Annotated in this window: 20 protein-coding genes; 6 read left to right on the forward strand and 14 right to left on the reverse strand. The window is 61.3% G+C overall.

All coding sequences use genetic code 11. The annotated features are described in order from the left end of the window. Window positions 1-36: 36 nt before the first annotated feature. From HBN54_RS04695 to HBN54_RS04715, 5 genes are all read right to left on the reverse strand, one after another. Window positions 37-1,239 carry a hypothetical protein gene (locus HBN54_RS04695; protein WP_168671999.1) on the reverse strand — a complete coding sequence of 401 codons (1,203 nt, stop codon included), beginning with the start codon at window positions 1,237-1,239 and terminating at the stop codon, window positions 37-39. Continuing rightward, window positions 1,217-4,624, reverse strand: coding sequence for an acetate and sugar kinases/Hsc70/actin family protein (locus tag HBN54_RS04700; protein WP_168672000.1), 3,408 nt, complete (start codon window positions 4,622-4,624; stop codon window positions 1,217-1,219). Before HBN54_RS04700 ends, HBN54_RS04695 begins: the two co-directional genes overlap by 23 nt. Window positions 4,625-4,813: 189 nt before the next feature. Next, entirely contained in the window at window positions 4,814-6,295 is a 1,482-nt protein-coding gene (locus tag HBN54_RS04705) for a hypothetical protein (RefSeq protein ID WP_168672001.1), read from the reverse strand. Between the two features lie 156 nt (window positions 6,296-6,451). Beyond that, window positions 6,452-6,862 (reverse strand): hypothetical protein, encoded by a 411-nt coding sequence (locus HBN54_RS04710; protein ID WP_168672002.1) that lies wholly within the window; start codon window positions 6,860-6,862, stop codon window positions 6,452-6,454. A 116-nt stretch (window positions 6,863-6,978) separates the two neighbouring features. Beyond that, window positions 6,979-8,313 (reverse strand): hypothetical protein, encoded by a 1,335-nt coding sequence (locus tag HBN54_RS04715; protein ID WP_168672003.1) that lies wholly within the window; start codon window positions 8,311-8,313, stop codon window positions 6,979-6,981. Between the two features lie 296 nt (window positions 8,314-8,609). Between HBN54_RS04715 and HBN54_RS04720 the strand changes: the two genes are divergently transcribed. The 3 genes from HBN54_RS04720 (at window position 8,610) to HBN54_RS04730 (ending at window position 10,458) form a co-directional block, all read left to right on the forward strand. Continuing rightward, on the forward strand, window positions 8,610-8,915 hold the full coding sequence (locus HBN54_RS04720) for a hypothetical protein (protein ID WP_168672004.1): 306 nt from the start codon (window positions 8,610-8,612) through the stop codon (window positions 8,913-8,915). 122 nt (window positions 8,916-9,037) lie between these two features. Continuing rightward, complete coding sequence (locus tag HBN54_RS04725; protein WP_168672005.1) at window positions 9,038-10,054, forward strand: NAD(P)/FAD-dependent oxidoreductase; 1,017 nt, start codon at window positions 9,038-9,040, stop codon at window positions 10,052-10,054. A gap of 77 nt (window positions 10,055-10,131) precedes the next feature. Beyond that, window positions 10,132-10,458 (forward strand): 2Fe-2S iron-sulfur cluster-binding protein, encoded by a 327-nt coding sequence (locus tag HBN54_RS04730; RefSeq protein WP_168672006.1) that lies wholly within the window; start codon window positions 10,132-10,134, stop codon window positions 10,456-10,458. Window positions 10,459-10,531: 73 nt separating this feature from the next. Here the strand turns inward: HBN54_RS04730 and HBN54_RS04735 are convergent, their stop codons facing one another. The 4 genes from HBN54_RS04735 to HBN54_RS04750 form a co-directional block, all read right to left on the reverse strand. Beyond that, the gene (locus HBN54_RS04735; protein ID WP_168672007.1) at window positions 10,532-10,786 is read right to left on the reverse strand and encodes an anti-sigma factor family protein; all 255 of its coding nucleotides are present in this window, start codon (window positions 10,784-10,786) and stop codon (window positions 10,532-10,534) included. Window positions 10,787-10,795: 9 nt separating this feature from the next. Further along, window positions 10,796-11,374 (reverse strand): sigma-70 family RNA polymerase sigma factor, encoded by a 579-nt coding sequence (locus tag HBN54_RS04740; RefSeq protein WP_168672008.1) that lies wholly within the window; start codon window positions 11,372-11,374, stop codon window positions 10,796-10,798. Between the two features lie 86 nt (window positions 11,375-11,460). Continuing rightward, entirely contained in the window at window positions 11,461-12,231 is a 771-nt protein-coding gene (locus HBN54_RS04745) for a DUF1223 domain-containing protein (RefSeq protein ID WP_168672009.1), read from the reverse strand. Between the two features lie 420 nt (window positions 12,232-12,651). Beyond that, window positions 12,652-13,554: a Cif family virulence factor gene (locus tag HBN54_RS04750; protein ID WP_168672010.1), complete on the reverse strand. Its 903-nt coding sequence runs from the start codon at window positions 13,552-13,554 to the stop codon at window positions 12,652-12,654. A gap of 221 nt (window positions 13,555-13,775) precedes the next feature. Here HBN54_RS04750 and HBN54_RS04755 point away from each other — a divergent pair, with 221 nt between their 5' ends. Continuing rightward, window positions 13,776-14,282: a KdsC family phosphatase gene (locus HBN54_RS04755; protein ID WP_168672011.1), complete on the forward strand. Its 507-nt coding sequence runs from the start codon at window positions 13,776-13,778 to the stop codon at window positions 14,280-14,282. Between the two features lie 99 nt (window positions 14,283-14,381). On the opposite strand, the gene HBN54_RS04760 is transcribed toward HBN54_RS04755, so the two are convergent. Further along, the gene (locus HBN54_RS04760) at window positions 14,382-15,032 is read right to left on the reverse strand and encodes a LuxR C-terminal-related transcriptional regulator (protein ID WP_168672012.1); all 651 of its coding nucleotides are present in this window, start codon (window positions 15,030-15,032) and stop codon (window positions 14,382-14,384) included. Between the two features lie 265 nt (window positions 15,033-15,297). Here HBN54_RS04760 and HBN54_RS04765 point away from each other — a divergent pair, with 265 nt between their 5' ends. Then, the gene (locus tag HBN54_RS04765) at window positions 15,298-15,954 is read left to right on the forward strand and encodes a response regulator (RefSeq protein ID WP_168672013.1); all 657 of its coding nucleotides are present in this window, start codon (window positions 15,298-15,300) and stop codon (window positions 15,952-15,954) included. A gap of 109 nt (window positions 15,955-16,063) precedes the next feature. Here the strand turns inward: HBN54_RS04765 and HBN54_RS04770 are convergent, their stop codons facing one another. Then, a complete protein-coding gene (locus HBN54_RS04770) occupies window positions 16,064-16,780 on the reverse strand; it encodes a DUF1345 domain-containing protein (protein ID WP_168672014.1) in 717 nt (238 codons plus the stop codon). Window positions 16,781-16,889: 109 nt separating this feature from the next. Here HBN54_RS04770 and HBN54_RS04775 point away from each other — a divergent pair, with 109 nt between their 5' ends. Beyond that, window positions 16,890-18,380: a nicotinate phosphoribosyltransferase gene (locus HBN54_RS04775; RefSeq protein ID WP_168672015.1), complete on the forward strand. Its 1,491-nt coding sequence runs from the start codon at window positions 16,890-16,892 to the stop codon at window positions 18,378-18,380. 19 nt (window positions 18,381-18,399) lie between these two features. Here HBN54_RS04775 and HBN54_RS04780 read toward each other — a convergent pair whose 3' ends face one another. From HBN54_RS04780 to purF, 3 genes are all read right to left on the reverse strand, one after another. After that, window positions 18,400-19,155 carry a DUF4262 domain-containing protein gene (locus tag HBN54_RS04780; RefSeq protein WP_168672016.1) on the reverse strand — a complete coding sequence of 252 codons (756 nt, stop codon included), beginning with the start codon at window positions 19,153-19,155 and terminating at the stop codon, window positions 18,400-18,402. Window positions 19,156-19,239: 84 nt separating this feature from the next. After that, on the reverse strand, window positions 19,240-20,337 hold the full coding sequence (locus tag HBN54_RS04785; RefSeq protein WP_168672017.1) for an AIR synthase-related protein: 1,098 nt from the start codon (window positions 20,335-20,337) through the stop codon (window positions 19,240-19,242). 159 nt (window positions 20,338-20,496) lie between these two features. After that, window positions 20,497-21,996, reverse strand: a complete 1,500-nt coding sequence (gene purF / locus HBN54_RS04790) for an amidophosphoribosyltransferase (RefSeq protein WP_168672018.1) — start codon at window positions 21,994-21,996, stop codon at window positions 20,497-20,499. Between the last annotated feature and the right edge of the window lie 55 nt (window positions 21,997-22,051).

Here is a 22,051-nt window from a genome sequence, read left to right on the forward strand (position 1 = left end):
CACCCCTCCCCCACCGGGGAGGGGCCGGGGGTGGGGTTAGCTCAGCGCGATTTCAGCCTTTTGCACTACGTGCCAAGCATCGTCGCGCTTTTCCAGCCGGCCGGGCGTCAGGTTTTTGATGGTGGTGAACTGCTCCGTAGGCGGCAGTTCAAACTGGAAGAATTCCTTCAACTCGCGCACGCCGTTACCGATAATGCGCGACTGGTCGGCTTGGGGGCTGAACGAGAATTGCGCCGTTTCGGCGGCCGCGTGGGGCAGCGTGATGAGCAGCGGCATCTGCGGCAGCGGGTTGGAGCTGAGCTTGCGGTGCTCGATGCTGGGCACGTCGGGGGCCGGGGCGTAATAATGCACCGGGCCGGCAGAAACTACCGGAGCCGCAGCGACAGCGGCCGTTTCCAGCGCCTCCAACGATTCGGCACGGGCATCCGGGTCAATCGAAACTTCCTTGTCAGCAGCCGTTGAGTCAATCAATTCCTGAATGGCGGGCGGCGTGGACGTAGGCGCGGCCCACTCAATGGTCTGGCCGGTTTCCAGGGGCTGGTCGTCGCCGGAAGGCGGTATGGGGGGCGTGGTCGGGTTCATAGCGGAAGGACGGTGGGGCACTGCCGGCCACGCAACGGGCGAGTCGGCGGGGCTGCGGGAGTTGAAATTTGGCTTATTCTTTTTGCCCGTGCCCGACGATTTACTGCCGGGCTTCGGGGTAGTACCCTGCACCTCGCGCAGCGATTTAAACGACACGTTCTTGCCCGGACTTTCAGCCGGCGCGGACGAAGCGGCAGTCGCAGGCTCAGAGGGAGGCGCTTTGCGAACGTTTTCCGCCGGCTTTTTCCGAACGGGCTCCGGCGCGTTTGCCGGGGTGGACGGCAACACATCCGTCGCCACTTCCCGGGGTCCCGATGACCGCCGGGTCCACAACCAGGCGCCCAGCACGCCAATGGCTACCCCACCCAACACAGCCCATACCGTGGTCCAGCTGGAAGTGGGCGGGGCAGCCGGAGCAGGGGCAACGGCCGTGGCGGGCGGTATCGAATCAGCAACAACAGCGGGAGCTGCCGTACCGGAAGTTGCGCCGGGAACCGACGGGCCGGCCGCTGGCTGCGCCCACGCCGTTGGGGCGCTACCCAGCACCACCAGCAACGCAAGCAGCCACAGCAATGGCCGGCGACCCTTGTTCAGGCCGCCGGCCGGCTGCAGCTGGCGCGGCCAAAGCGCCGGGCTAGTTGAGCGGCTGCGCGTCATGAAGCACCTTGGATAGCTCATACAGGGCGTTTTTGAACGGCAGGAAGAACAGCGTTTCCGGGATGGTATCGCCGTCGCGCAGCACGTCGGCATACTGCTGGCGGTAGAGGTTGAAGGAATCGCCGAGGCTGCGCTCCAGCGTATTCATCACCAAGCCCTGGTCGTTTTTCACGCCCAAGTCGGCCTGCACGCGCTTCAGCTCGGGGTCTTCGAGCAGCAGTTTCAGACAGGCGCGGGCGTTGTTCAGCACGGCTTGCTTGATTTCGTCAGTCACGGCGGAGGCTTCGAGGTGATGCTCGCCCTGGTCGGCCAGCGGGTTCTCGGCATCGGGCAGGCCACCCACGGGGCGCACCAAGGGCGGGTCCTGCGGAATCTGACCGGTGGCAAGCACGCCGCCGTTGGCGGTAGTTTGCTTGGGGTCGTCGGCCAACTTGATGCGGAAATCGGCCGGCACGGCCTGGCCGGTGGCTTTTTCCATAATGAGACGGGCCAGCTTTTCCACCGGCTGCAGGTTGGAGCCGGCCGCCAGCAGGCGCACGTAGAGGCTGCCGCGCCCCGTGAAGCACAGGTAGCGCGGCAGCTGCTGGCCGTTGGCCACCGTCACTTGCGCCACGTGGTAAATCAGCGCCCCGAAGTGCAGGTAGAACAGCACCCGCAGGTGCTCGGCCCGCAACAACCGCTCACTGAAGCCCAGCAGCTGGTCGTAGCTAAAGAGGAAGCTGGCCACGTCCTCGGAGCCAAAATTATCGGTTCCTTCGGCCACCAGCACGTATTCGCGGGCCCGGCGGGCAGCGGGGCTCAGCACTGCGCTTTGCACCCCGGCCACACCGAAGCGCACGAGGCCGTTGTCCTTCGAGCCGCGCACTTCGGCCCCACCATCGCCCCAGAGGTCATTGCCGGCGAAGCGGAACGAGGTGCTCAGCACCGGCTTGCGGTCGGCGTAGAGCAGCACGTCGGTGGTGCCGCCGCCGATGTCGATGAAGGCCGCGTTTTCGCCCGGCCCCAGCGTCACAATGTTGCGGCGCGTGAGGTAGTAGTATGGCGCGGTGCTCTCCACCATGCAGGGCATGGAGTTGGTGGTGTGGAAGATGCGGTGAAACAGCGTATCCCACTCGCGCTGGTAGAGGTTGCGCTGGTAAGTCGAGAAGCTCAGCGGAGCAAACCAGGTGATTTGCGTGGCCGCCAGGTTACCGCCATTCAGGGCTACTTTGGACCGGCACAGCAGTAATATCTCTGCAAAAAACGCCCGCACGCGGTTGGTGTTGGCGATGTTCAGCGAGTTATCCCACTTCAGATTGGTGTGGTAATTAGGCCGGCGCTGCTCCTCGGTGATGATGCCGAAGGCCACGTTGATGTTGCCGAGCACGCTCAGCTCCTGGGTGGCGTAGTTGGCCGCTTCGTAGGTGGCGGTGCGGGCCGGGAAGGCGTATGGCGAACCGTCCTGACCGATGATGGGCGGCACAAACTCGCGCTCCTGGTACTGCTGCCAGCGCTTGATTTGCACAAAATTGGCCGGGTCGTCGTCGATGCCCCGATACAGGCGCTCGTAGGCGCTACGGTCGGGCTCGGCAGTGCTCTTTTTCAGCAGCGCCACCGGCGTATCACTCAGGCCGAAGCTGAACGGCTTGGGCTCCTGGCCGGGGCTGTCCTGCATGGCCACGTGGGTGTTGGTGGTGCCGAAGTCGATGGCGAAGCGGTACTCCTTGGTGCCCTGGCGCTGTTCAGGCCAGCGCGGAATGATGAGCGCACGGCCCTCGGCCGGAGCCGGATTCAGTACTTCGAGGTAGTCGAAATGCGTGCCGCGAATTTCAAAATAGGTGCTGCCCTCGTCCTGGCTGGTTTTGGGGGTACGGTCGTAGCGGGTGGCGCTCTGGTCGGTGCCGGTTTCGCTGAGCTGGTGACCGTTGGCCCAGAATTTCAGGTCGACTTTCTTGGTCACCATGCTGGGGTCGATGTTGTTGGCATCGACCAGCATGACTTTGTAAAAATCGTTATACTGCGGCGCATCGGCCACTTTCACGAACGGAAACACCGACAGCGCTACGTTGGTCACGCGCAAACGGCCCATGCCCTCCCCTTGCGGGTTATCGTAGTAGGCGCGCTCGTAGTCCACGTAGTCGCCACCGCTCACCGGCACGCGCAGCTTCACCCGGATGCAGGCCGATTCCAGCTCCAGCGTGAGGTGCTCGGCCAAATCCGCCTGCGTGAAGTAGTCGAAATACAGCGGCTTGATGGGCAGCAGCGGCCAGCTGCTGGGCCGGAAGCCGGGCGCAATTTTCAGGTTGCCGCAGAAAAACCGCTCGGCATCGACCTCATAAGGCACGGCCAGCAGGGTTTCTTCCAGCAGGTCGTTCACCGTGAGGTACGGGTACGGCAGCTCCGGACCGGGCAGGGTGCGCTCCTTCAGGGGCCGCGCGTCGGCGGCGGGCACGGTGGCCCCGCTATCGGCAAACAGGGTTTCGTTGTAATACTTCTTACCCACGGCTTTCAAACCCGGGCGCAGCACGATGGGCAGCGGGCCGTTTACTCCCGCCCGCGTGGGCCGGATGAACAGGTCCGAACCGCGCACGGTGCCCTCGTCGGGGCGCACGCGCAGCAGCACGCCGGCCACGTCAATCTGGTTGTTGGAAGCGTCAGTGAGGATGGGGAAGTTGCTCAGGCTGGCGGTGCCGTCCATGGCCCACTTCTGCAGTAGGCCCCGGTCGAGGGTGTCACGCACCAGCGGCGCGAGGGCCGTCAAGGCCGGGTCGCCCACGAACTCCTGGTACACGTAGTCGCGGAAGGCGGCTTCGCGGCTGGCCAGCGGCACATACTGGTTATCAAAATAATACCCCCCTCCCTGCGGGCGCTGCACCGGCAGCGGCTTCACATTCGGGGCCGGGAAAAACAGCGTGAGCGGCGAGGTACCGCCGATGAGCTGCGGCACGCCATTGGCGCCGGGGAAGTAGATGAGGTGCATCTCGGTCAGCTTGGCAAAGCGGCCGTCGAGGTACAGGGCCAGCACATCGGCCAGCGGGCGGGTGGCGGGATTAGCGCGCAGCTTGGCCAACTCCTCGTCCTTGCGCCAGGCCCGGATTTGCAGGCGCTGGCTGGCCAGCTTGCGCTGGTGGAAGTTGAACACCATCTCCCACACGTCCCAGAAGTGGCTCACCAGCTGGTGGTACACCGAATCCTGGCTGGTGCCGCCCTGCGTTACGAAGCGTAGCGCGGTTTCGACCAAGTGCATGCGGGCAAAGGGCGAAGGGATGGACACGGCCACCTTGGCGGCGCGGCCGCCCTGCGGGTCGAGCAGGCGCTCCACTTCGTGGGGGCCGATTTTGCCCGTCGGCCCCCAGCCCTCGTGGGTGCTGGAGCCGGTGTCGTGTAGTCGGAGGATTTTAGCCATGTGTATGTTTGAGAGAGGCGCGGCCCCGTTCACCTCACCCCCGGCCCCTCTCCCGTGGAGAGGGGAGCCACGGCGGCGTGGTAATGTTGGGTGAGGAGGGCCTCTGTTTATAAATTCAAGTTTGTTGTCAGCAGAAAAATCGTCTGGCTCCCCTCTCCGCGGGAGAGGGGCCGGGGGTGAGGTGAGCCGTTAGGAATACTGCAGCTTCTTATCCAGAATCTCGCCCGTAGCGTCCTCAAACGCCTTCACTACCCAGCGCAGCGCCTCGTTCTCCGTCGGATTAGAAAGCGTGGCTTTGCCCACCGCCTTGGTCAACTCATCGCGGAAATAGCCCGGCGTAATGCCTTTACTGAAAATGCCGGTTTCCACCGTTTTATCAGCCACCATTTTGTTGAAATCCACCTCATCGGCGCGGATGGCGGTGTAGCGGCGCTGGTTCACGCCCAACTCCCGAATCCACTCATTGTACTCGCCGAAAAAGTCGTACAGCTCACGCAAAGCGCGGTTGTTGCGCAGTTGGGCAGCGAGGTCGCCCGCCTCGTAGTAAGGGGCTTTGGCGTCGTCGGGGGTGTGCTTGAGGAAGTAGCGGGCGAAGTAGTGCAGCTGGATGAGTGGGCGGGCCACTTCCTGGCGCATATCGGCCGGCAGCTGGCCGAAGTCGATGTCGGTAGCGTCCGATTTCAGGCCGTATTCGTGGTGAATCGGCTGGTTGCTATCGAGCTGGTTGTCGGGCACTTCCATGAAATGCTGCACCGAGAGGGCCCCGAGCATTTCCAGCAGGTGGGCCTGGTTGCGCTGCTCGGCGCGGCCGGGGTGGTTGGCCAGCGGCTGGCCGGGCTGGTCGCCGAGGTAGTACATGGCTTCCAGCCCTTTCAGGTTGTCGGCGTAGTACGAAAGCGCCGTTTTTGTCTTCGTGATGAAGGTATTGGAGTCGATAAAATCCTGCCCGGCGGCCTTTTCATCGGCCGAAGGCTCCTGCAGCTTGAAGTAGGGCAGCATGACCAGCGCGCCGGCCTTCAGGCGGCGGCGCACTTCCGGGTGGGCCAGCGGGGAGTTAGCGTCGCGCAGGTTTTTCACCAGCAGCGGGAAGCCGGCCGCGCCCGTGCCGCCAAAAATCGAGCTGATGAAAAAGGCCCGGTCGCCATCCTGCAGGCTCTGGGCGAGGTAGCGCATCTCCTTGGATTGCACCACGGCGTTCAGCACCACCGAGCCCACGTTGGGCGAGCCCCGGAAGCCCACGTCGAGGTTGGCCGCGAGGCTGTCCTGCGTGAACAGCAAATCGACCAGCCCCTGGGTTTCCACCGAGAGGTCGTTGTATTTGAGGTAATCGCGGAAGGGCTGGCTGATGCCGCCGAAGTCGTACACAAACGAGTCGCGCAGCTCCTCGCCGCCGCCGCTGGTGTTGAGGTGGGCCAGCGTGTTCATGGGCTGGCTGAAGAAGCCGGTTTTTTCCTTTTGCCCGTCGCCGTACAGGGCTTCGTGAATGCGGGCGTAGCGCTTAAGCAGGGCCACGGTGCGGGTCACGTCGCCGTTCTGGGTGTCGGGGTCGATGAGGACGGGCACCAGCTGGTCGCAGTTTGGGATGCGCACGCCGGCCGCCAGCAGCATGGTGAGGGAGCGCAGCACGCGGGCCCCGGTGCCGCCCACGGCGAAGATGAATAGTTTGGACATAGCTTGTTCTGACGTGAAAACCTCACCCCCGGCCCCTCTCCCGCGGAGAGGGGAGCCACGGCGGCGCAAGTATTTCTAGAGACAATTTCAAAATCCCGAGCCTGAAATCATCAGGCTCCCCTCTCCGCGGGAGAGGGGCCGGGGTGAGGGGAGCTGCTAAAACGGCCCCACAAACGGCGTGGTGCGCGCATACGTGCTCCACCGCTTCAGCAGCACCGAGAAAAGCAGGAACCACAGGGCCGCCACAATCATATTCACGACCATGAAATACCCCAAGTAGCTGCTCACCTCTGCGCCGTGGCTTTTGCTGAGGCTATTGGCCAGGAAAGTCCCCAGACCAGCCGCCAGTGCCAACGTCAAAGCCCAGTGCGTACTGCGGAACATACCGGTGCGCATGGCCGAATTGAACACGTAATAAAACGCCAGCACCAGCAGCAGGCTCACGCCCAGCGTACTCCAGCCAACGAGGGAAAACAAATCCGTTTTGTACAAGCCATAATCGGCGGGGCGCTGGCTTTGGAAGATAGAAATCAGCGCCGAGTACAGGCTGGTGAAGAAGGTTTGCATTTAGTTTGGTGCTTGGTTTTTGGTGCTTAGTGCCTGTTTTTTTTGCGCTTAGTGTCTGGGATGGTACCAACTCATTTTTCCCAGGCACCTAGCACCAAAAACCAAGCACCAATCAATTATTTGTCGTTTTTAATTGGAAGCTGAACCGTAAATACGGACGGCAGCGTGGTTGGATACGATTGCCGGACGCCGGCCAGAATTTGGTCGAGGCCAAACGTGCGCGGGGCGGGCGTATTGTCATTCGTAGTGCTCCAGGCCGAAACCCAGTCCGGCGTTTCCGGAGCGGGCAGTGAAACGGTGAGCGTGGCCGTGGGGGCCAACAGCTTGCTCACCCGCAGGCGCATCACGTGGGTGTAAGGAGCCAGCACGGGCTGGCCGCTCTGCTCGGTATCGGTGAGGGGGCGCACTGAGTTGGGCAGCAGGCTGGCCTGCCCATTTGGGAGGCGCACCTGCAGATGTTGGGCCAAAAATGCTGGCTGCTGCCACGCGGCGGGCAATTCTTTCAGATTCAGGCCCACGGTAAACTCTGCCGGGTCGTCCGACACTTTCATGGTCAGGCCATTATCCTCGCCGTACACGCTGCCGCTGGGTTTCAGTTTTGGGTCGGTTAGTTTCACCAGCAGTGGGGCGAAAGCGGGCGTTTTAGTCTTTAGGCCGAAAAATGCCTGCTGGGCCGGCGCGTTCTTAAATACCTCGGCTGCAAAGCGGGCCACCTGCGCGGGCGGTCCAATCACCCACACATAATAGGGCACCTTCTCGCCGTTGAGCGTGCGCTTCTGCACGGGCGTTTTCACGGCCGGGAAATAGCTGCCGTAGAAATGGGAGGTTTCGCCGAACACCGCCACGGCCAGCTGCTGCCGGCTCACGGGCGCTATAGAAGTGCGAATAAGGTTGGGCAGCTGCGAGAAATCCGACTTGCGGGCCGGGCCATAAATAAAGTCCGAAATCACCACGCTCACCTGCTCGGTGGCCTGCGGCAGGGCCAGAATGCCTTCCAGCATCTGGGGCAGCTCGGTGCCGAGGGCGGCCTGGCTCACTTCGCCCTGCACCACGTCGCGCATTTCCTGAAACTTCACGGGTCGCGGCGCGGTGTTTTCGCAGAGGTAGTATTTGCGCTCAGCCACGGCCCCGCTCACCTGCGTTTCGGTGATGAGCGCACCGATGCGTTTTTGAAATTCAGTGGCCGGCTTATCAGCCCCACCACGCGGCACGAAGCCCTTCATGCCGCCCGAATATTCCAGAAAGATGCTGACGTGCAACGGCGCGGCTTCGGTGGCAGCGGGGGCGGCGGCAGGGGCTTTGGTTCCTTTGGCGGGTTTGCCGGCGGTAGTTTCGGCCGGCTCGGTGCCGCAGGCGGTTAGCAGCGAAAGCGTCCCTAAAAACAGGCCGGCGAGCCGGAAACAACGAAACAAACGCGGCGCGGGCAGGCCCACGGAAACGGAAATCGGCATAGATGAAACGCTAGGCTAGGTTTTGGGGCGAAGTATAGGCATTACGCAGCGAACTTGCCAACGGCCGAAAACCATTGGCTAAACGTCGGGATACCACTTTTGGTACAATTACCTTTGCACCCGCCCTTTCCTAGCAACACCTTGCCTGCGGGCAACAGCCTGTCAAATAGCTGTTGCCGGAGCCGCAGGTAATTTCGTAGCCCTGCCTTTCCATGCACCTTATCGCTCTCCGTTCCGAATATCAACTTATGGCGGAACCAGCCCGCAACCGCATTTTCTATCAAAATTTTGGGTCGATGCGAACGGCCACCGCCCTGCCCCATTACGTAGCGGATTGGACTGCGGCATTGGCCGAGGTTGAGCCGGGCTTCGACATTCTCAGCGACATGCAGGTTGTGAACCAGCTGAATACCAACCTACTGACCGATTTTCAGGCCGTTGAGCAGCTTATTGTGGGCCATCGGGTGCGCATGGTGGCCGAAGTGCACTTGCCCGGCCTGCCCACCCGCCGCCACTGCGATGCAGTGACCACCAGCCGCGCCATGGCCGTGCGCCAGTTTCTGAGCATCTGGGAGGCCGCGCATTTCTTAGATTACCTCTAGTTTTCAGCGTATTCCGGCCAACGTTTTCCGCCAGCTTGCTGTTATAAACCCGGTCACCGTTGGCGGCCCCGGCCCCGAGGCGTACCTTTGCGGCCGCTTTTCTTCAGGCACTTATTGCTCTTATGCCCAACACGATTTCAACCGATATCTGCATCATCGGGGCCGGCCCGGTCGGCCTGTTCGCCGTTTTCGAAGCCGGTTTGCTCAAGCTTCGCTGCCATGTGGTTGATGCGCTGCCCCAGCCCGGGGGCCAGCTCTCCGAAATTTACCCCAAGAAGCCGATTTACGACATCCCAGGTTTTCCCGAGATTCTGGCCGGCGACCTCGTCGATAATCTGATGAAGCAGATTGAGCCCTTCCACCCCACCTTCACGCTGGGCGAGCGGGTGGAGCGGTTTGCCAAGCTCGACGATGGCTCGTTCCAGCTGTTCACCACCGATGGCACCGAAATTCACTGCAAGGCCGTGGCCATTGCCGGCGGCCTGGGCTCGTTCGAGCCCCGCAAGCCAGCCGTGGAGAACCTGGAAAACTTTGAGGGTGGCAAAGGCGTGCACTACATGGTGCGCGACCCCGAGAGCTTCCGCGACAAGAAAATCGTGATTGCCGGCGGCGGCGACTCGGCCCTCGACTGGACCAACTTCCTGGCCAACGTGGCTTCCGATGTCACGCTCGTGCACCGGGGCACCACCTTTCGTGGCGCAGCCGACTCGGCCGAAAAAGTGCAGAAGCTGCACGAATCCGGCAAAATCAAGCTCGTGCTCAGCTCCAACGTGACGCACCTGCACGGCAACGGCACGCTGAAGGAAGTGACCATCACCGGCAACGATGGCAAGGCCGAAACCGTGCCGCTCGACTGCTTCATTCCCCTCTTCGGCCTCACGCCCAAGCTCGGCCCCATCGGCGAGTGGGGCTTGGAAATTGAGAACGATGCGGTGAAAGTCAACACGCTCGACTACAGCACCTCGTTGCCCGGCGTGTTCGCCATTGGCGATATCAACACCTACCCCGGCAAGCTCAAGCTCATCCTCTGCGGCTTCCACGAAGCCGCGCTGATGTGCCAGGGGGCGTTCAAGTACATTTACCCCGACAAGAAGTACACCCTCAAGTACACGACCGTGAACGGGGCACCCTCTATGTAAATGAGTAAGTGTGTAAATGAGTAAGCAGGCCCAGCCCCTTCCTCATTTACGCACCTACTCATTTACTCATTTACTATATGGAAGAAGACATCCGCGTCTACGTCGAAGAAGCTCCTGGCCAACGCACCGAACTAGTGGGCCCTACCGACATGGGCCTCAGCCTGATGGAGCTGCTGAAAGCCAGTGGCTATGACATTCAGGCCACCTGTGGCGGCATGGCCCTGTGCGCCACCTGCCACGTGGAAGTACTGGCCGGCCCCGCCCTACCCGAGCCCGAAGATGCCGAGCTCGACATGCTCGAAACCCTGCCCGTGGTGCACGAAGGCTCGCGCCTGAGCTGCCAGATTCGCCTCACGCCCCGCGTCGACGGGCTTGTGGTGCGCCTGGCCCCCACGGGCGCTTAGCAAAGCCGTTAATCGCCAACAAAAAAGACCGTCAGCTCAGCATGACGGTCTTTTTTATGATTCAGATGACACCTTACCCGGCCGCCACCAACTGCTCGCGCATGCGCTCCTTGGCGGCAGCCGACAACCCCGGGCCGGCCTGCGCGCGGCCGGCAGCCGAGGCCCGGGCCCATTCGGCAATCAGGATGGATTGCCGGGAGTAGCGCTTGCAATAGGGGCACAGGTGCAGGTGCAGCCACAGGCTGGCACGTTCGCGCTGCGGCATGGCCGGGTCCTGGCGCTGCTCGATGAGCAGGGTGGCATGCTGGCAGTTGATAAGTCGTAACATAGCGAATAGTTAGTTTTTGCCCATGCCGTGTTTTTCGAGGCAGCGCCGCAGCTGCAGCTTGGCCCGATGCACAATAACCCAGTAGTTAGACGACGTGAGGCCCAGTTCCTGACAAATTTCTTCGGCCGATAATTCCTCTACGAAGCGCATGGCAAATACGGCACCTTGCTGCGGCGAGAGCCGCTCCTGGCACAGGCGCAGGATTTCGTGCAGCTCCTGCTGCTCCAGGGCGGCATCGGCCCGGAGCCAGCTGGCGGGGGCCTGCGGGCCGTTCCAGTGGCCGTTGGCGGGGTTGAAATAATCAGCTTCCGTTGCCCCACCGTCGTGGAGGGCATCGAGGCCAATGTGGGGGGCGCGAGCCTGGCGGCGGTAGTGGTCGATGATTTTGCGGCGCAGAATCACAAACAGCCAGGTCCGTTCCGAAGCGTCGGCGCGGAAAGTGGCCAGGCTGGCCAGAGCGCTGAGAAAGGTTTCCTGCACCAGCTCTTCGGCGACCTCCGAATCGGAAACGCGGCTCAGGGCAAAGCGGTAAAGCTCATCGCCGAAGCGGGCGGGCCATTCGGCCGGTACGGGGGTGGCTGGAGTCATGCGGAGCGACGGCTGAACGGGTTGAGTCGCACCACAATATTACGCTTCGCTTAGTGAGCAGTAGCGCGGACTTTGCCGTCCGCGTACTATTCACTCACTACCGACGCAGTGGCCACGCCCACAATGCGGCGCGAAGCAATTTCCTGCACCAGCGCTACTACCCGCAGATTGGGGCGCTTCCAGCCAGCGGCCAGGGTGAAGGCCGGCGAGGCAGTGAAGGAGCCGTCGGCCCCTACCCTGCCCAGCGGCAGCAGCTGCCGCACCACGGCGGCGTGGTGCAGCAGCAGGCCCGCATTTTCGCCACGGCCAATCTGCGAAGCCAGCCCGCTTTCGGTGATGGCCAGCAGCACCTCGGTAGCAGCGGTGCCGGCCGGCAGGCTGCTTACCCGCACCTGTGCGCTACTACTTAAAACTGCCACCGACACCGCCGCCTGCGGCATTTTGGCAGCCTTGGATACGGCAGCCACCAAATCGGCAGCGCGACTGCCCACCAACTCGTAGCGACCATTTACCACGGCCTGGGGCGTGTAGGAACCTGTTCCGAAACCGGTGGCGTACTGCCGCTGCCGCGCGGTGTAGGCCGGGGCCGAAAAGCCATCCTTCCACCCCAGCCGGTTCCAGTAGTCGACGTGCTCGCCCAAGGCAATGACTTCGACGCCGGGTACCGCCTGGGTCCGGGCCAGCTCGCGCAGGGCCGCATCGGCGGCCGGGCAGCTGGAGCAGCCTTCGGACGTGAACAGCTCGACCACCACGGGCACCCGGCCGGCCCCCGCGAAGGGGCCCACGGGCCGCACCGGCACCGGTGCCGCCCAACTGCCCAGCATCGGAACGGCCAACAACCAGTTTAATGCTTTCATAACAACCAAAAATAGCTAACGCAAAGGCTGCCAGCCGCAGACGCGGCCACCACCTCCCCTGCCCGGCCAGACGCCGCGCGGGCACCGACCTTACACGCCATGCAAAAAAAGCCCCCGGCTCGCCGGGGCGCGCTGGGGGCTTATCAGGGATTCAGTAATCGGATTTGGGTACAGTTCATGAGGCCAGCAGGCAGTAGCGCGAACTTTGTAGTTCGCGTCCCCGCGCCATCAGAGCCGTTCTAATGGCGCGGGGACGCGAACTACAAAGTTCGCGCTACGTGTATACGAACCTGAAAAACCGCTCTAAGTAGTCAGTAATCAGTAGTCAGACAGGAATCAATAAAATGATTTTTAGATAGCTGAAATCTGATGACTGACGACCTGCTCAGGCTGCGCTTTGGAAGCCGCAGGCGGCCAGCACTATTGGGCGCGCTTGGGGGGAACCTGGCCGGTGGTGCCCGCCGCCGGCACGGCCGGCGAGGGGGCCGCCGGGGCAGCAGTTGCGGCCGCGCCGGCAATGGGCACTAAGTCGAACATCTCCAAGGCAATACGCCAGCTGGCATCGGCCTCACGGCGCCAGATGCGCAGGAAAGTGCCGTTTTCCTCGGGGTGGTTGGTGCTGGCCGGGCGGTGCAGCGAGCCCACCACATAGCCCAAATCGCCGGCGGCGGCCAGGTAGCCGGTATTGGCAATGAACAGGTAGCCCCCGTCGATGGACTTCATGTTGGCTGAGGCCGCCGCGCCCTGCATCATCGACAGGCCCGAGCGGTAGAGGCGGGCTTCGGCGCTCAGGTATTGCTGGTAGGTGGCACCGGGCTTCATGAGCTCGGCGGTGGCAAATTTGCTATCCACTTCGAGCACAATGTTGGACGGCGCGGTGCTGGGCGTGGCGGCGGCGGCCATCAGGCGGGGCCGGGCCACGGTGGCCACCTGCGAAGGCACGGCCCCAATGCGCTCAATGCTCATATCAACCGCGAATTTCCACCGCCCATCGAGCTGCTTGCGCCATACAGTCACGTACTCGCCGGTCGAAACCGGGCGGTTGTTTTGCAGCATGGTCCAGGGGCCGGTGGTGTAGCCCAAGTCGCCCGACTGCGCGGCATCGGCCAGCACCGGGTACCAGGTAAGCTTGCTGCCGGGGCGCGAGGGCCGCGTACGCCACACCTCCTGGGCGTTGGCCAGCTTGCCGTTTTCGGTGACCAGGGAGGTGGGGGAGCTGTTGGCCAGAAACGCCGCTTCCGTACTTGTTTGCGTAGCTTGAGCTGCAAATGCTATTTCGGCCGCCACTACTGCCTCGTGGGGCAGCTGGGCAAAGGCAGCCATTGGCAGCAGAAGGGCAACCGTAGCGGCTATAGTCAACTTATTCTTCATAAGGTCACAAGTAAAGTTAATTCCAGCTACTAAGGTACGCGGTCCGGTATAATTATACTTTTGGTACAATTTTCACTTCCCCTTTCTATACCGAACTTGCGGCCCTATTGGCCTAGCTGGGCCGGTTTTGGCTTTTTGACGCTCTTGCTTTATTCGTTTTTTTCCTTGTTTTTATGAAATTATCAGACCTCACTGCCCGAGCGCGCCGCATTCGCCTGGTGCTCACCGATTGCGACGGCGTGCTGACCGATGGCGGGGTGTACTATTCCGAGCGGGGCGAGGAAATGAAGCGGTTCAATATCCGCGACGGCATGGGTGTGGAACGCCTGCGCAACCACGGCATCCTGACGGGCATTATGACGGGCGAAATGTCGCCGTCGGTACGTACCCGCGCCGCCAAGCTGCGCATCGAGGAGTTGCACCTGGGCATCAAGGACAAGCCCACCTGCCTGCACGAAATCCTGGCCCGCACCGGCCTGACGGCCGAGGAAGTGGCCTTCATCGGTGACGATACCAACGATGTGGAGATTCTGGGTCTGGTCGGCCTGTCGGCCTGTCCCGGCGATGCCACGTCCTTTGCCCGCGCCGTGGCCGACTTTCACTGCCAGACGGCCGGCGGCCACGGCTGCTTCCGCGAGCTGGCCGAATTCATCATCGCAGCGCAAGCGGTAAATGAGTAAATGGGTAAATGAGTAAATGGGTAAATGAGTAATGTGGCGCCAACACATAAAATTTTCACTTTACTCATTTACTCATTTACTCATTTACTCATTTACCACCTATTCCGGCAGCAGGCCCTGGCGGGCGGCCAGCTTGATGAGGGCGGCCGTGTTGCGGGTCTGGGTTTTTTCCATGATGTTCTGGCGGTGGGTTTCCACGGTGCGCTTGCTGGTGAACAGGCGCAGGGCGATTTCGGCGTTGGTGAGGCCTTCGCCCACCAGGCTCAGCACCTCCATTTCGCGCTTGCTGAGGCCCAGGCTTAGGCGGGCAACAGTGCCGTCAATGGGCTGGGCCAGGCGCAGCCGGTTCAGCAACGCCAGGCCGAGGCCCGAACATAAAAACGGGCGGCCGGCCGCCACCGTGCCCAGGCTGTGCAAAAGCTCCGGCAGCAGCGCCGATTTCAGGATGTAGCCATTGGCCCCCAAATCGAAGGCGCGGACCACGTAGCGCTCGTTGGTGAGCTCGCCCCGGGCGAGCACGCGCAGCTGGGGGTACTGCTCGCGCAGGGCCGCTAGCACCGCGAAGGCATCGGGACCGGGCAGGCTCAGGTCGAGCAGCACAACCGTGGGGCTCAGGATGGGTAGTTGGGCCAGCAGCTCCTCGCCCGTCGTGGCTTCGCCCACTATTTCGAGGCCTATGGCAGCTCCCAACCCAATGCGCAGCTCCTCGCGGGTGAGCGTATCGCCATCGGTAAGTAGCAAACGAATCATGAACGGGGAAAAAGGTAGAGCGGGCAGCTGAAAGATATCAAATTCTCAGCCTACAAATTAGTAAAATGAGAATAAACAACCCGAAATTACCCTTTTTGCTAAGCTCAACTATAGCCATTGCAACAAAAGCAGTATAAATCCCTTCAAAATGCCGGATTAATCCGGGCGATTTAGTACTAATACGTAGTCCCGGGTCTCGTACATTCCAAGTTCCCAACTTTGTTGCGCGCCGGCCGTTTTGCCTAGTTCAAACTATCTTCCAGCTATGACACGACTACTTCTTGCCGATGACCACACCATCCTGCGTGATGGCATACGGGCCCTGCTCTCTGCCGAACCGGACCTCGATGTGGTGGGCGAAGCCAGCAACGGGGCCGAAGTGCTGGCCCTGCTCGAAACCACGCCCGTAGACGTGGTGCTGATGGACGTGCAGATGCCCGTGCTCGACGGCTTTGCCACCATGCCGGAGTTGCGCCTGCGCTTCCCCGAGGTGCGCGTTCTGGTGCTCACCATGCTCGACCACGAAAACTACGTGGCCCGCATGCTGGAAGCCGGCGCGCTGGGCTATGTGCTCAAGAATGCGGCCATCAGCGAAATCACCCACGCTATTCGCACTGTGGCGGCGGGCAACCCATTTTTGTGCACCGAAATTGGCCTGAACATGCTTTATAAGGCCGTGGCCCAACGCCCGGGCACCGAAGACTCGACCGCCGAAGGCCACTCCGGGGCCGACCTCACGGCCCGCGAGTTGGAAGTGCTCAAGCTCATTGCCGAGGGCCTGACCAACGGCGAAATCGCCGATAAGCTCTTCACCAGCAAGCGCACCATCGAAACCCACCGCCAGAACATCATCGCCAAAACCCAGGCTAAAAACACCGCCGCCCTCATCAAGCTGGCCGTAAGCCGGGGGCTGATTTCTTGAGTTAAGAGTTAAGAGTTAAGTTCGTCGCAGAACGACTGACAACAACCATTACAGCTTGATATTTAACTTTTAATTCCTAACTCATAACTTTTAACTCTTAACTCTTAACTCAATTAAGCATTCCGCCGATGGTGCCGATGGTGAGGGCGACGATAACCGTGTTGAAGATGAAGGCGATGAGGCCGTGGAGCAGGGCGGCGCGGCGCAGCTCGCGGTTGCCGATGCCAATGTCGGCGGTTTGGGCCGTCATGCCGATGATGAAGGAAAAGTAGGCGAAGTCCACGTAGTTGGGCGTGAGTTTGGAGCCCTGGTCCTGGCCCTGGTCGTCGGGGAATATCAGGCCGCCGGTGTCCTGGCCGGTGTCCTCATCGGCGTCGTAATAGGTGTGGGCATAGCGCAGCGTGAACACGAGGTGCACCAGCGTCCAGGCCAGCACCACGGCGGCTACGCTCAGCACTACGTGCAGCACGCGCAGGTCTTTCGAAATACCTTTGAGTGAGCCCATCAGGCCCACTACGGCCCCCAGGCTGGCCATGGCCGCGCCCACCACCAGCACGAAGGCCTGGGTGCGGGGCAGGTCTTCGGAAGCGGCTACGCGGCGCATGTCGTCGGTGTCGGCCTGCCACATGCCCAGCATTATCAGCGCCAAGTCGGTGGCCGCAAAGCCCACCCAGCCCACCACCACGCGGGCCAGGGTGCCCAGCAGGTGCGGGGCCGCCAGCGCCCCCGCAATGCCAACTATTACGGCCAGGGCCAGCCGCCAGCGCACATCCATTGTTCGCGCCCAGCTCATTGGCCGGGTGCCTGTTGCCTTGGTTTTATTCATTTGGCTGCCAAGGTAGCGCGGCTTGGCCAATGCCCACGCCGCAGCCCTTGGTGGCCGGAATAGTTGCCACGCCGTAAGCAAATGCATCTTTCCGCTGTTATTTCGCCCTATGAATGCTGCTCCCCTCTCCGGCCTCTACGCCCCCTCGCTGGCCCTCGTCACCGATTTATACCAGCTTACGATGGCCTACGGCTACTGGCAGCAGGGCTTGCAGGACCGCGAGGCGGTGTTTCACCTCTACTTCCGCAAGGCTCCGTTTCAGGGCGGCTACGCGGTAGCCGCCGGACTGGCCCTGGCCGTTGATTGGGTGGAGAACCTGAAATTTTCGGAAGATGACCTGGAATACCTCGGCAGCCTGCGCGGCAGCAAAGGCGGGGTGATGTTTCCGCCCGATTTCCTGCGCTACCTCCGCGAGTTGAAATTTACCTGCGACATCGACGCCGTGCCCGAGGGCACCGTTATATTTGGCAATGAGCCCATTATGCGAGTACGCGGGCCGCTGCTGCAAGCTCAATTGCTGGAAACGGCCCTGCTCACGCTCATCAATTTCCAGACCCTGATTGCTACCAAAGCCGCCCGCATCCGGGAGGCCACCGGGCCAACCGACCAGATTCTGGAGTTCGGCCTGCGCCGCGCCCAGGGCTTCGATGGGGGCTTGGGAGCCAGCCGGGCAGCCTACCTCGGCGGAGCCGATGCGACCAGCAACGTGCTGGCCGGGCAGCGCTACGGCATTCCGGTGCGCGGCACGCACGCGCACAGCTGGGTCATGTCGTTTGCTAATGAAGTAGATGCGTTTTCGGCCTATGCCCAAGCGTTTCCCGACGACTCGGTATTTCTGGTGGATACCTACGACACCATAGAGGGCGTGCGCCAAGCCATAAAAGTGGCCCGCCAGATGCGCGCCAACGGCCACGAGCTGGCCGGCATCCGGCTCGATTCGGGTGACCTCGCCTACCTCAGCCGCGAGGCGCGGGCGGTGCTTGACGAGGCCGGCTTTACCGAAACGCGCATCGTGGCCAGCAACGATTTGGAGGAAAACCTCATCACCAGCCTCAAGCAGCAGGGCGCGCGCATCGATACCTGGGGCGTGGGCACCCAGCTCGTGACGGCCTACAACCAAGCGGCGCTAGGCGGCGTGTACAAGCTGGCCGCCCTGCGCAAAGCTGATAACTCGGGCTGGGACTTCACCATTAAGCTCTCCGAACAGGTGGCCAAAACCAGCATCCCGGGCATCCTGCAAATTCGCCGTTACCTGAACGAGTACGGCAAACCCCGCGCCGATATGCTGTACAACACGGCCGAGAACCTGCCCAGCCACCTCATGCTCGTGGACCCGGCCGACAGCACCCGCCGCCTGCCCATCCGGCCCGACACGCAGTTTCGCGAGCTGCTGGAGCCGGTGTTCCGGCGCGGCCGCCGCGTGCTCGACCTGCCCACCCTAGCCGAGAGCCGCGCTCACGCCCAGCGCGAAGTGCAAAGCCTCGACCCCGGGGTGCGCCGCTTCCTCAATCCCCACGTATTCCCCGTAGGCCTCGAAATGGGCCTCTACGAGTACCGCACCCGCCTGATTCTGGAGAAGCGGCCGATGCGCTCGGCGTAGGGGTAGCAGCTGAACCACCTTACAGCTCATCTGATACAACTTCCTCCCTTACCCATTTTGCGCCGACAAATTCGCGGATTGCAATCTGTCCCGTTGGCAAGTTGAATAGCTTGTTTATCGATTGGTCGTGTTTTACTACTTCCTCCAGACAAACAACCATCATGTCCTCATCTGTCACAGCGTCTTCGGATAAGAAATGCCATGCACCGTCGTCGATGTCGTGTACCACGCGCAGTATGGGTTGACCTTCTTTGAAGATTTGTCTTGTTACAAAAGCAGCAACATTTCGATGCTCAAAGAATTTGAAGTCAAGCTTGCTGTAGAGCAAAGGCTGGTCGAATTCGTACCTCTTATCAAATTCCGAATCCCAGGGAAATTTACCGGCTTTATCCGTCCAGAATAATTGCAGCGCTGGGAAGGCTTCATATTCGTAAAACCACTGAGCATAGCCAAAATAATCAACGATATTATCCGTATTAACCTGGCGAAACTGAACCGGGTGAAGCTCTAGAATCTCGAAGTTATCAACAGCAACTTCCAATGGATTTCCAGCCTTGATTATGTCTCCGGCATCGTTCAAGATGGCATGCATCGTATCGAGCGGAAGACCGAAAGCAATTATTTCAGGATAATTAAAATTCTTCCACAGACCAATTGTGTAAGCAAATGCGGGCGTGGCGGTATCTGCTTCAAATAAGCAGACCGTCCAGCCATGTTTTTCAATATCGTTTTTGATGTTGATTTCGGCTTGGGTATTGTGTTCTTCATGCGACATAGCAGTAAAACTAGCTTAGGCGTTATCACAAAAAATCCCTGCCGTCAATCAAGACAGCAGGGATTTCTATTGAGTCATTAAGTCTTACGCGTACCGCAACTCGCCCGCACCCACACGTAGCGTTACGCCGCTCTCGGCGGTGAGGTGGCCAGCCAATTGCGCGTCATAGCCGCTAGCCTGCAGTAAAGCCACTACGGCAGCAGCAGAAGCTTCTTCGGTTACGACGAGCATGCCGGTGCCCATATTCCAGTAGAGGTAGGCCGTTTCGGCGCTGATGTCGCCGATTTCGCAGAGGCGCTGCATGGCGGGCAGAGGCCCGAAAAGATTATCCAGCACCGCGCCGAGGCCGTTTTTGAGCACCCGCTGGAAGTTATCGGCCACGCCGCCGCCCGTGATGTGGGCCACGCCGTGTAGCGGCAGGCCGGTATCGAGCAGCGCCGCTACGCCGGGCGAATAGATGAGCGAAGGCGCGAGCATGGCGTCGCCCCAGGTGGGATATAGGCCGTCGTCGGTGCCGTCGTAGGGCGCATCGTGCCAGTTGTCACCAAACACTTTTTGCAGCGTCTTGCGGGCCAGCGAGTAGCCGTTGGAGCGGAACGAGGGCGAGCGCAGGGCCACCACCACGTGGCCGGCCTGGGCGGTTTTGCCGCTCAGGGGCTGGGACAGGCTGGGGTGCAGCACACCGATGGCCGTGGAGCACCAGTTGAAGTTCATTTTCGCGCCGGGCCAGCCGCCGATGCGGTTACCGAGCTCCGCGATTTCGCCGCCGGTGATGGCCACCTGGGCGAAGTTGGCGGCGTCGTGCAGGCCGCGCATCATCTGGTCCACCACGTCGTAGTCGAGGTGGTTCACGTCGATGATGTTGGAGAGGTTGGTGGGCACGAAGCCGGCGGCGATGAGGTCGTCGGCCGTCATCGCGATGAGGTCGTAGCCGAGGGTATCGTACTTATTCAGGCGCTCGGCCACTTCAATCTTGGTCCCGATACCGTCGGAGCTGATGCCGAGGCGCTCGGCTCCGAAGCGGATTTCGTTGGAGAAGCCGCCGTCGAGGTCCTGGGCGGGCTCGCCGGGCTTGCCTTTGCGGTTGACGAAGGTTTTTTTCGACCAGTTGTAGGCGTTGCGCGAGGCGGCGTTGCCTTCTTCGATGGAGTAGCCGGCGGGGTTATTTTTCGTGTCGTTCATGCGGTTCACCTCACCCCCCCGGCCCCCTCTCCTTGGGGAGAGGGGGAGCCGAGGCGGCGCGAATTGAAGTTGGAAGTTGAATTTCAGGATAGAAGTCGTTAGGCTCCCCCTCTCCCTGAGGAGAGGGGGCCGGCCCCAAAGGGGTCTCGTGAGGTGAGACTAGTGCTCCGTCGGCTCGGGGGCTTTGGCGCTTACCGACGTTTTTTCCTTTTTCTTATCGCCGCGGTGGCTGGCGCGCTCCTCCTGAATGTGGCGGAGGTAGTGCGTCACGTCGCCGGTCGGGTACTTGCCCGAGAAACAGGCGAAGCAGCTGCCACCGTGGCCTTTTTCCTCGGCAAAAAGCTCCTCCAAATCCGACAAATCCTGGTAAATCACCTTATCGGCTTCGATGTAGCGGCAGATTTCTTCCGTCGAATAATTGGCCGCAATCAGCTCGGTGCTCATGGCCATGTCGATGCCGTAGATGCAGGGCGACACGATGGGCGGGGCGCTGGAAATAAAGTACACCTCGGCCGCGCCGGCTTCGCGCAGCAGCCGCACGATACGGCGCGAAGTTGTGCCGCGCACAATGCTGTCGTCCACCACAGCCACCTTTTTGCCGGCCACAAACTCGCGGATGGGGTTCAGCTTTTTCTTCACCACGTCCTCACGGCCAGCCTGGGTGGGCACGATGAAGGAGCGGCCCATGTGGTTATTTTTCACCAGCGCCCGGCGGTAGGGCACGCCAATGGCTTCAGCCAGTCCGGAGGCTGCGAAGTAGCCCGAGCTGGGCACGTCGATGACCATGTCGGGTTTCAGGCCGGCATCGACCACCTTGCGGGCCAGGCGCTTACCGAGGCGCACCCGCTCGCGGGCCACCAAGTGGCCATGAATCACGGAGTCTTCGCGGGCAAAGTAAATGTGCTCGAACGCGCAAAACGCTTTGGGCGAGGCGTAAGGATTTTTGTAGTGAACCTGAAAATTGTTGTCGATGAAGATGGCCTGACCCGGCCCCACGTTCTTCACAAACTCAAAATCGAGGTAGTCGAAGCAGGTGCTTTCGGAAGCGAAAGCGTACACCGGGCCGGCAGGCGTGTCGCGCCGCCCCAACACCAGCGGCCGGATGCCCAACGGGTCCGTGAAGGCCAGCAGGCCGTGCCCGGCAATCATTGTGATGGTGGCGTAGGCACCCTTCACCAGCTCCTGGGTGGTTTCCACGGCGTCGAAAATATCTACCACTGACAGGTGGTCGAGGTCTTTCACGCGCAGCTCCGAAGCGAAGGTGTACATAATGAGCTCCAGGTCGTTGGTGGTTTTGGGCAGCACGTGGTACTTTTCGTGCAGGCGCTTGGCCACGTCGCGGAAGTTGATGACGTTGCCGTTGTGCACCATGGCCAGCCCGAAGGGGTAGCTGGTGGTGAAAGGCTGCGCCAGGTCCGAATCGTTGGCGCCCTGGGTGGTGTAGCGCACGTGCCCGATGCCGATATTGCCTTTCAGCTTCTTCACATGCTTGGGCTTGAACACGTCGTTGACGAGCCCCTGCCCCTTGTGCAGGTGGAACGAGTCGTCGAACGTGGCGATGCCGGCCGCATCCTGCCCCCGGTGCTGGAGGGCGGTGAGGCCGACAATCATATCAGCCACGACGTTATCGGGACCGTGAAAACCTACTATTCCGCACATGGCTTTTTGAATTATAAATTATGAATTATAAATTATGAATTAATGGTCATGGCTT

Source organism: Hymenobacter artigasi (assembly GCF_012275535.1).
Classification (GTDB): domain Bacteria; phylum Bacteroidota; class Bacteroidia; order Cytophagales; family Hymenobacteraceae; genus Hymenobacter; species Hymenobacter artigasi.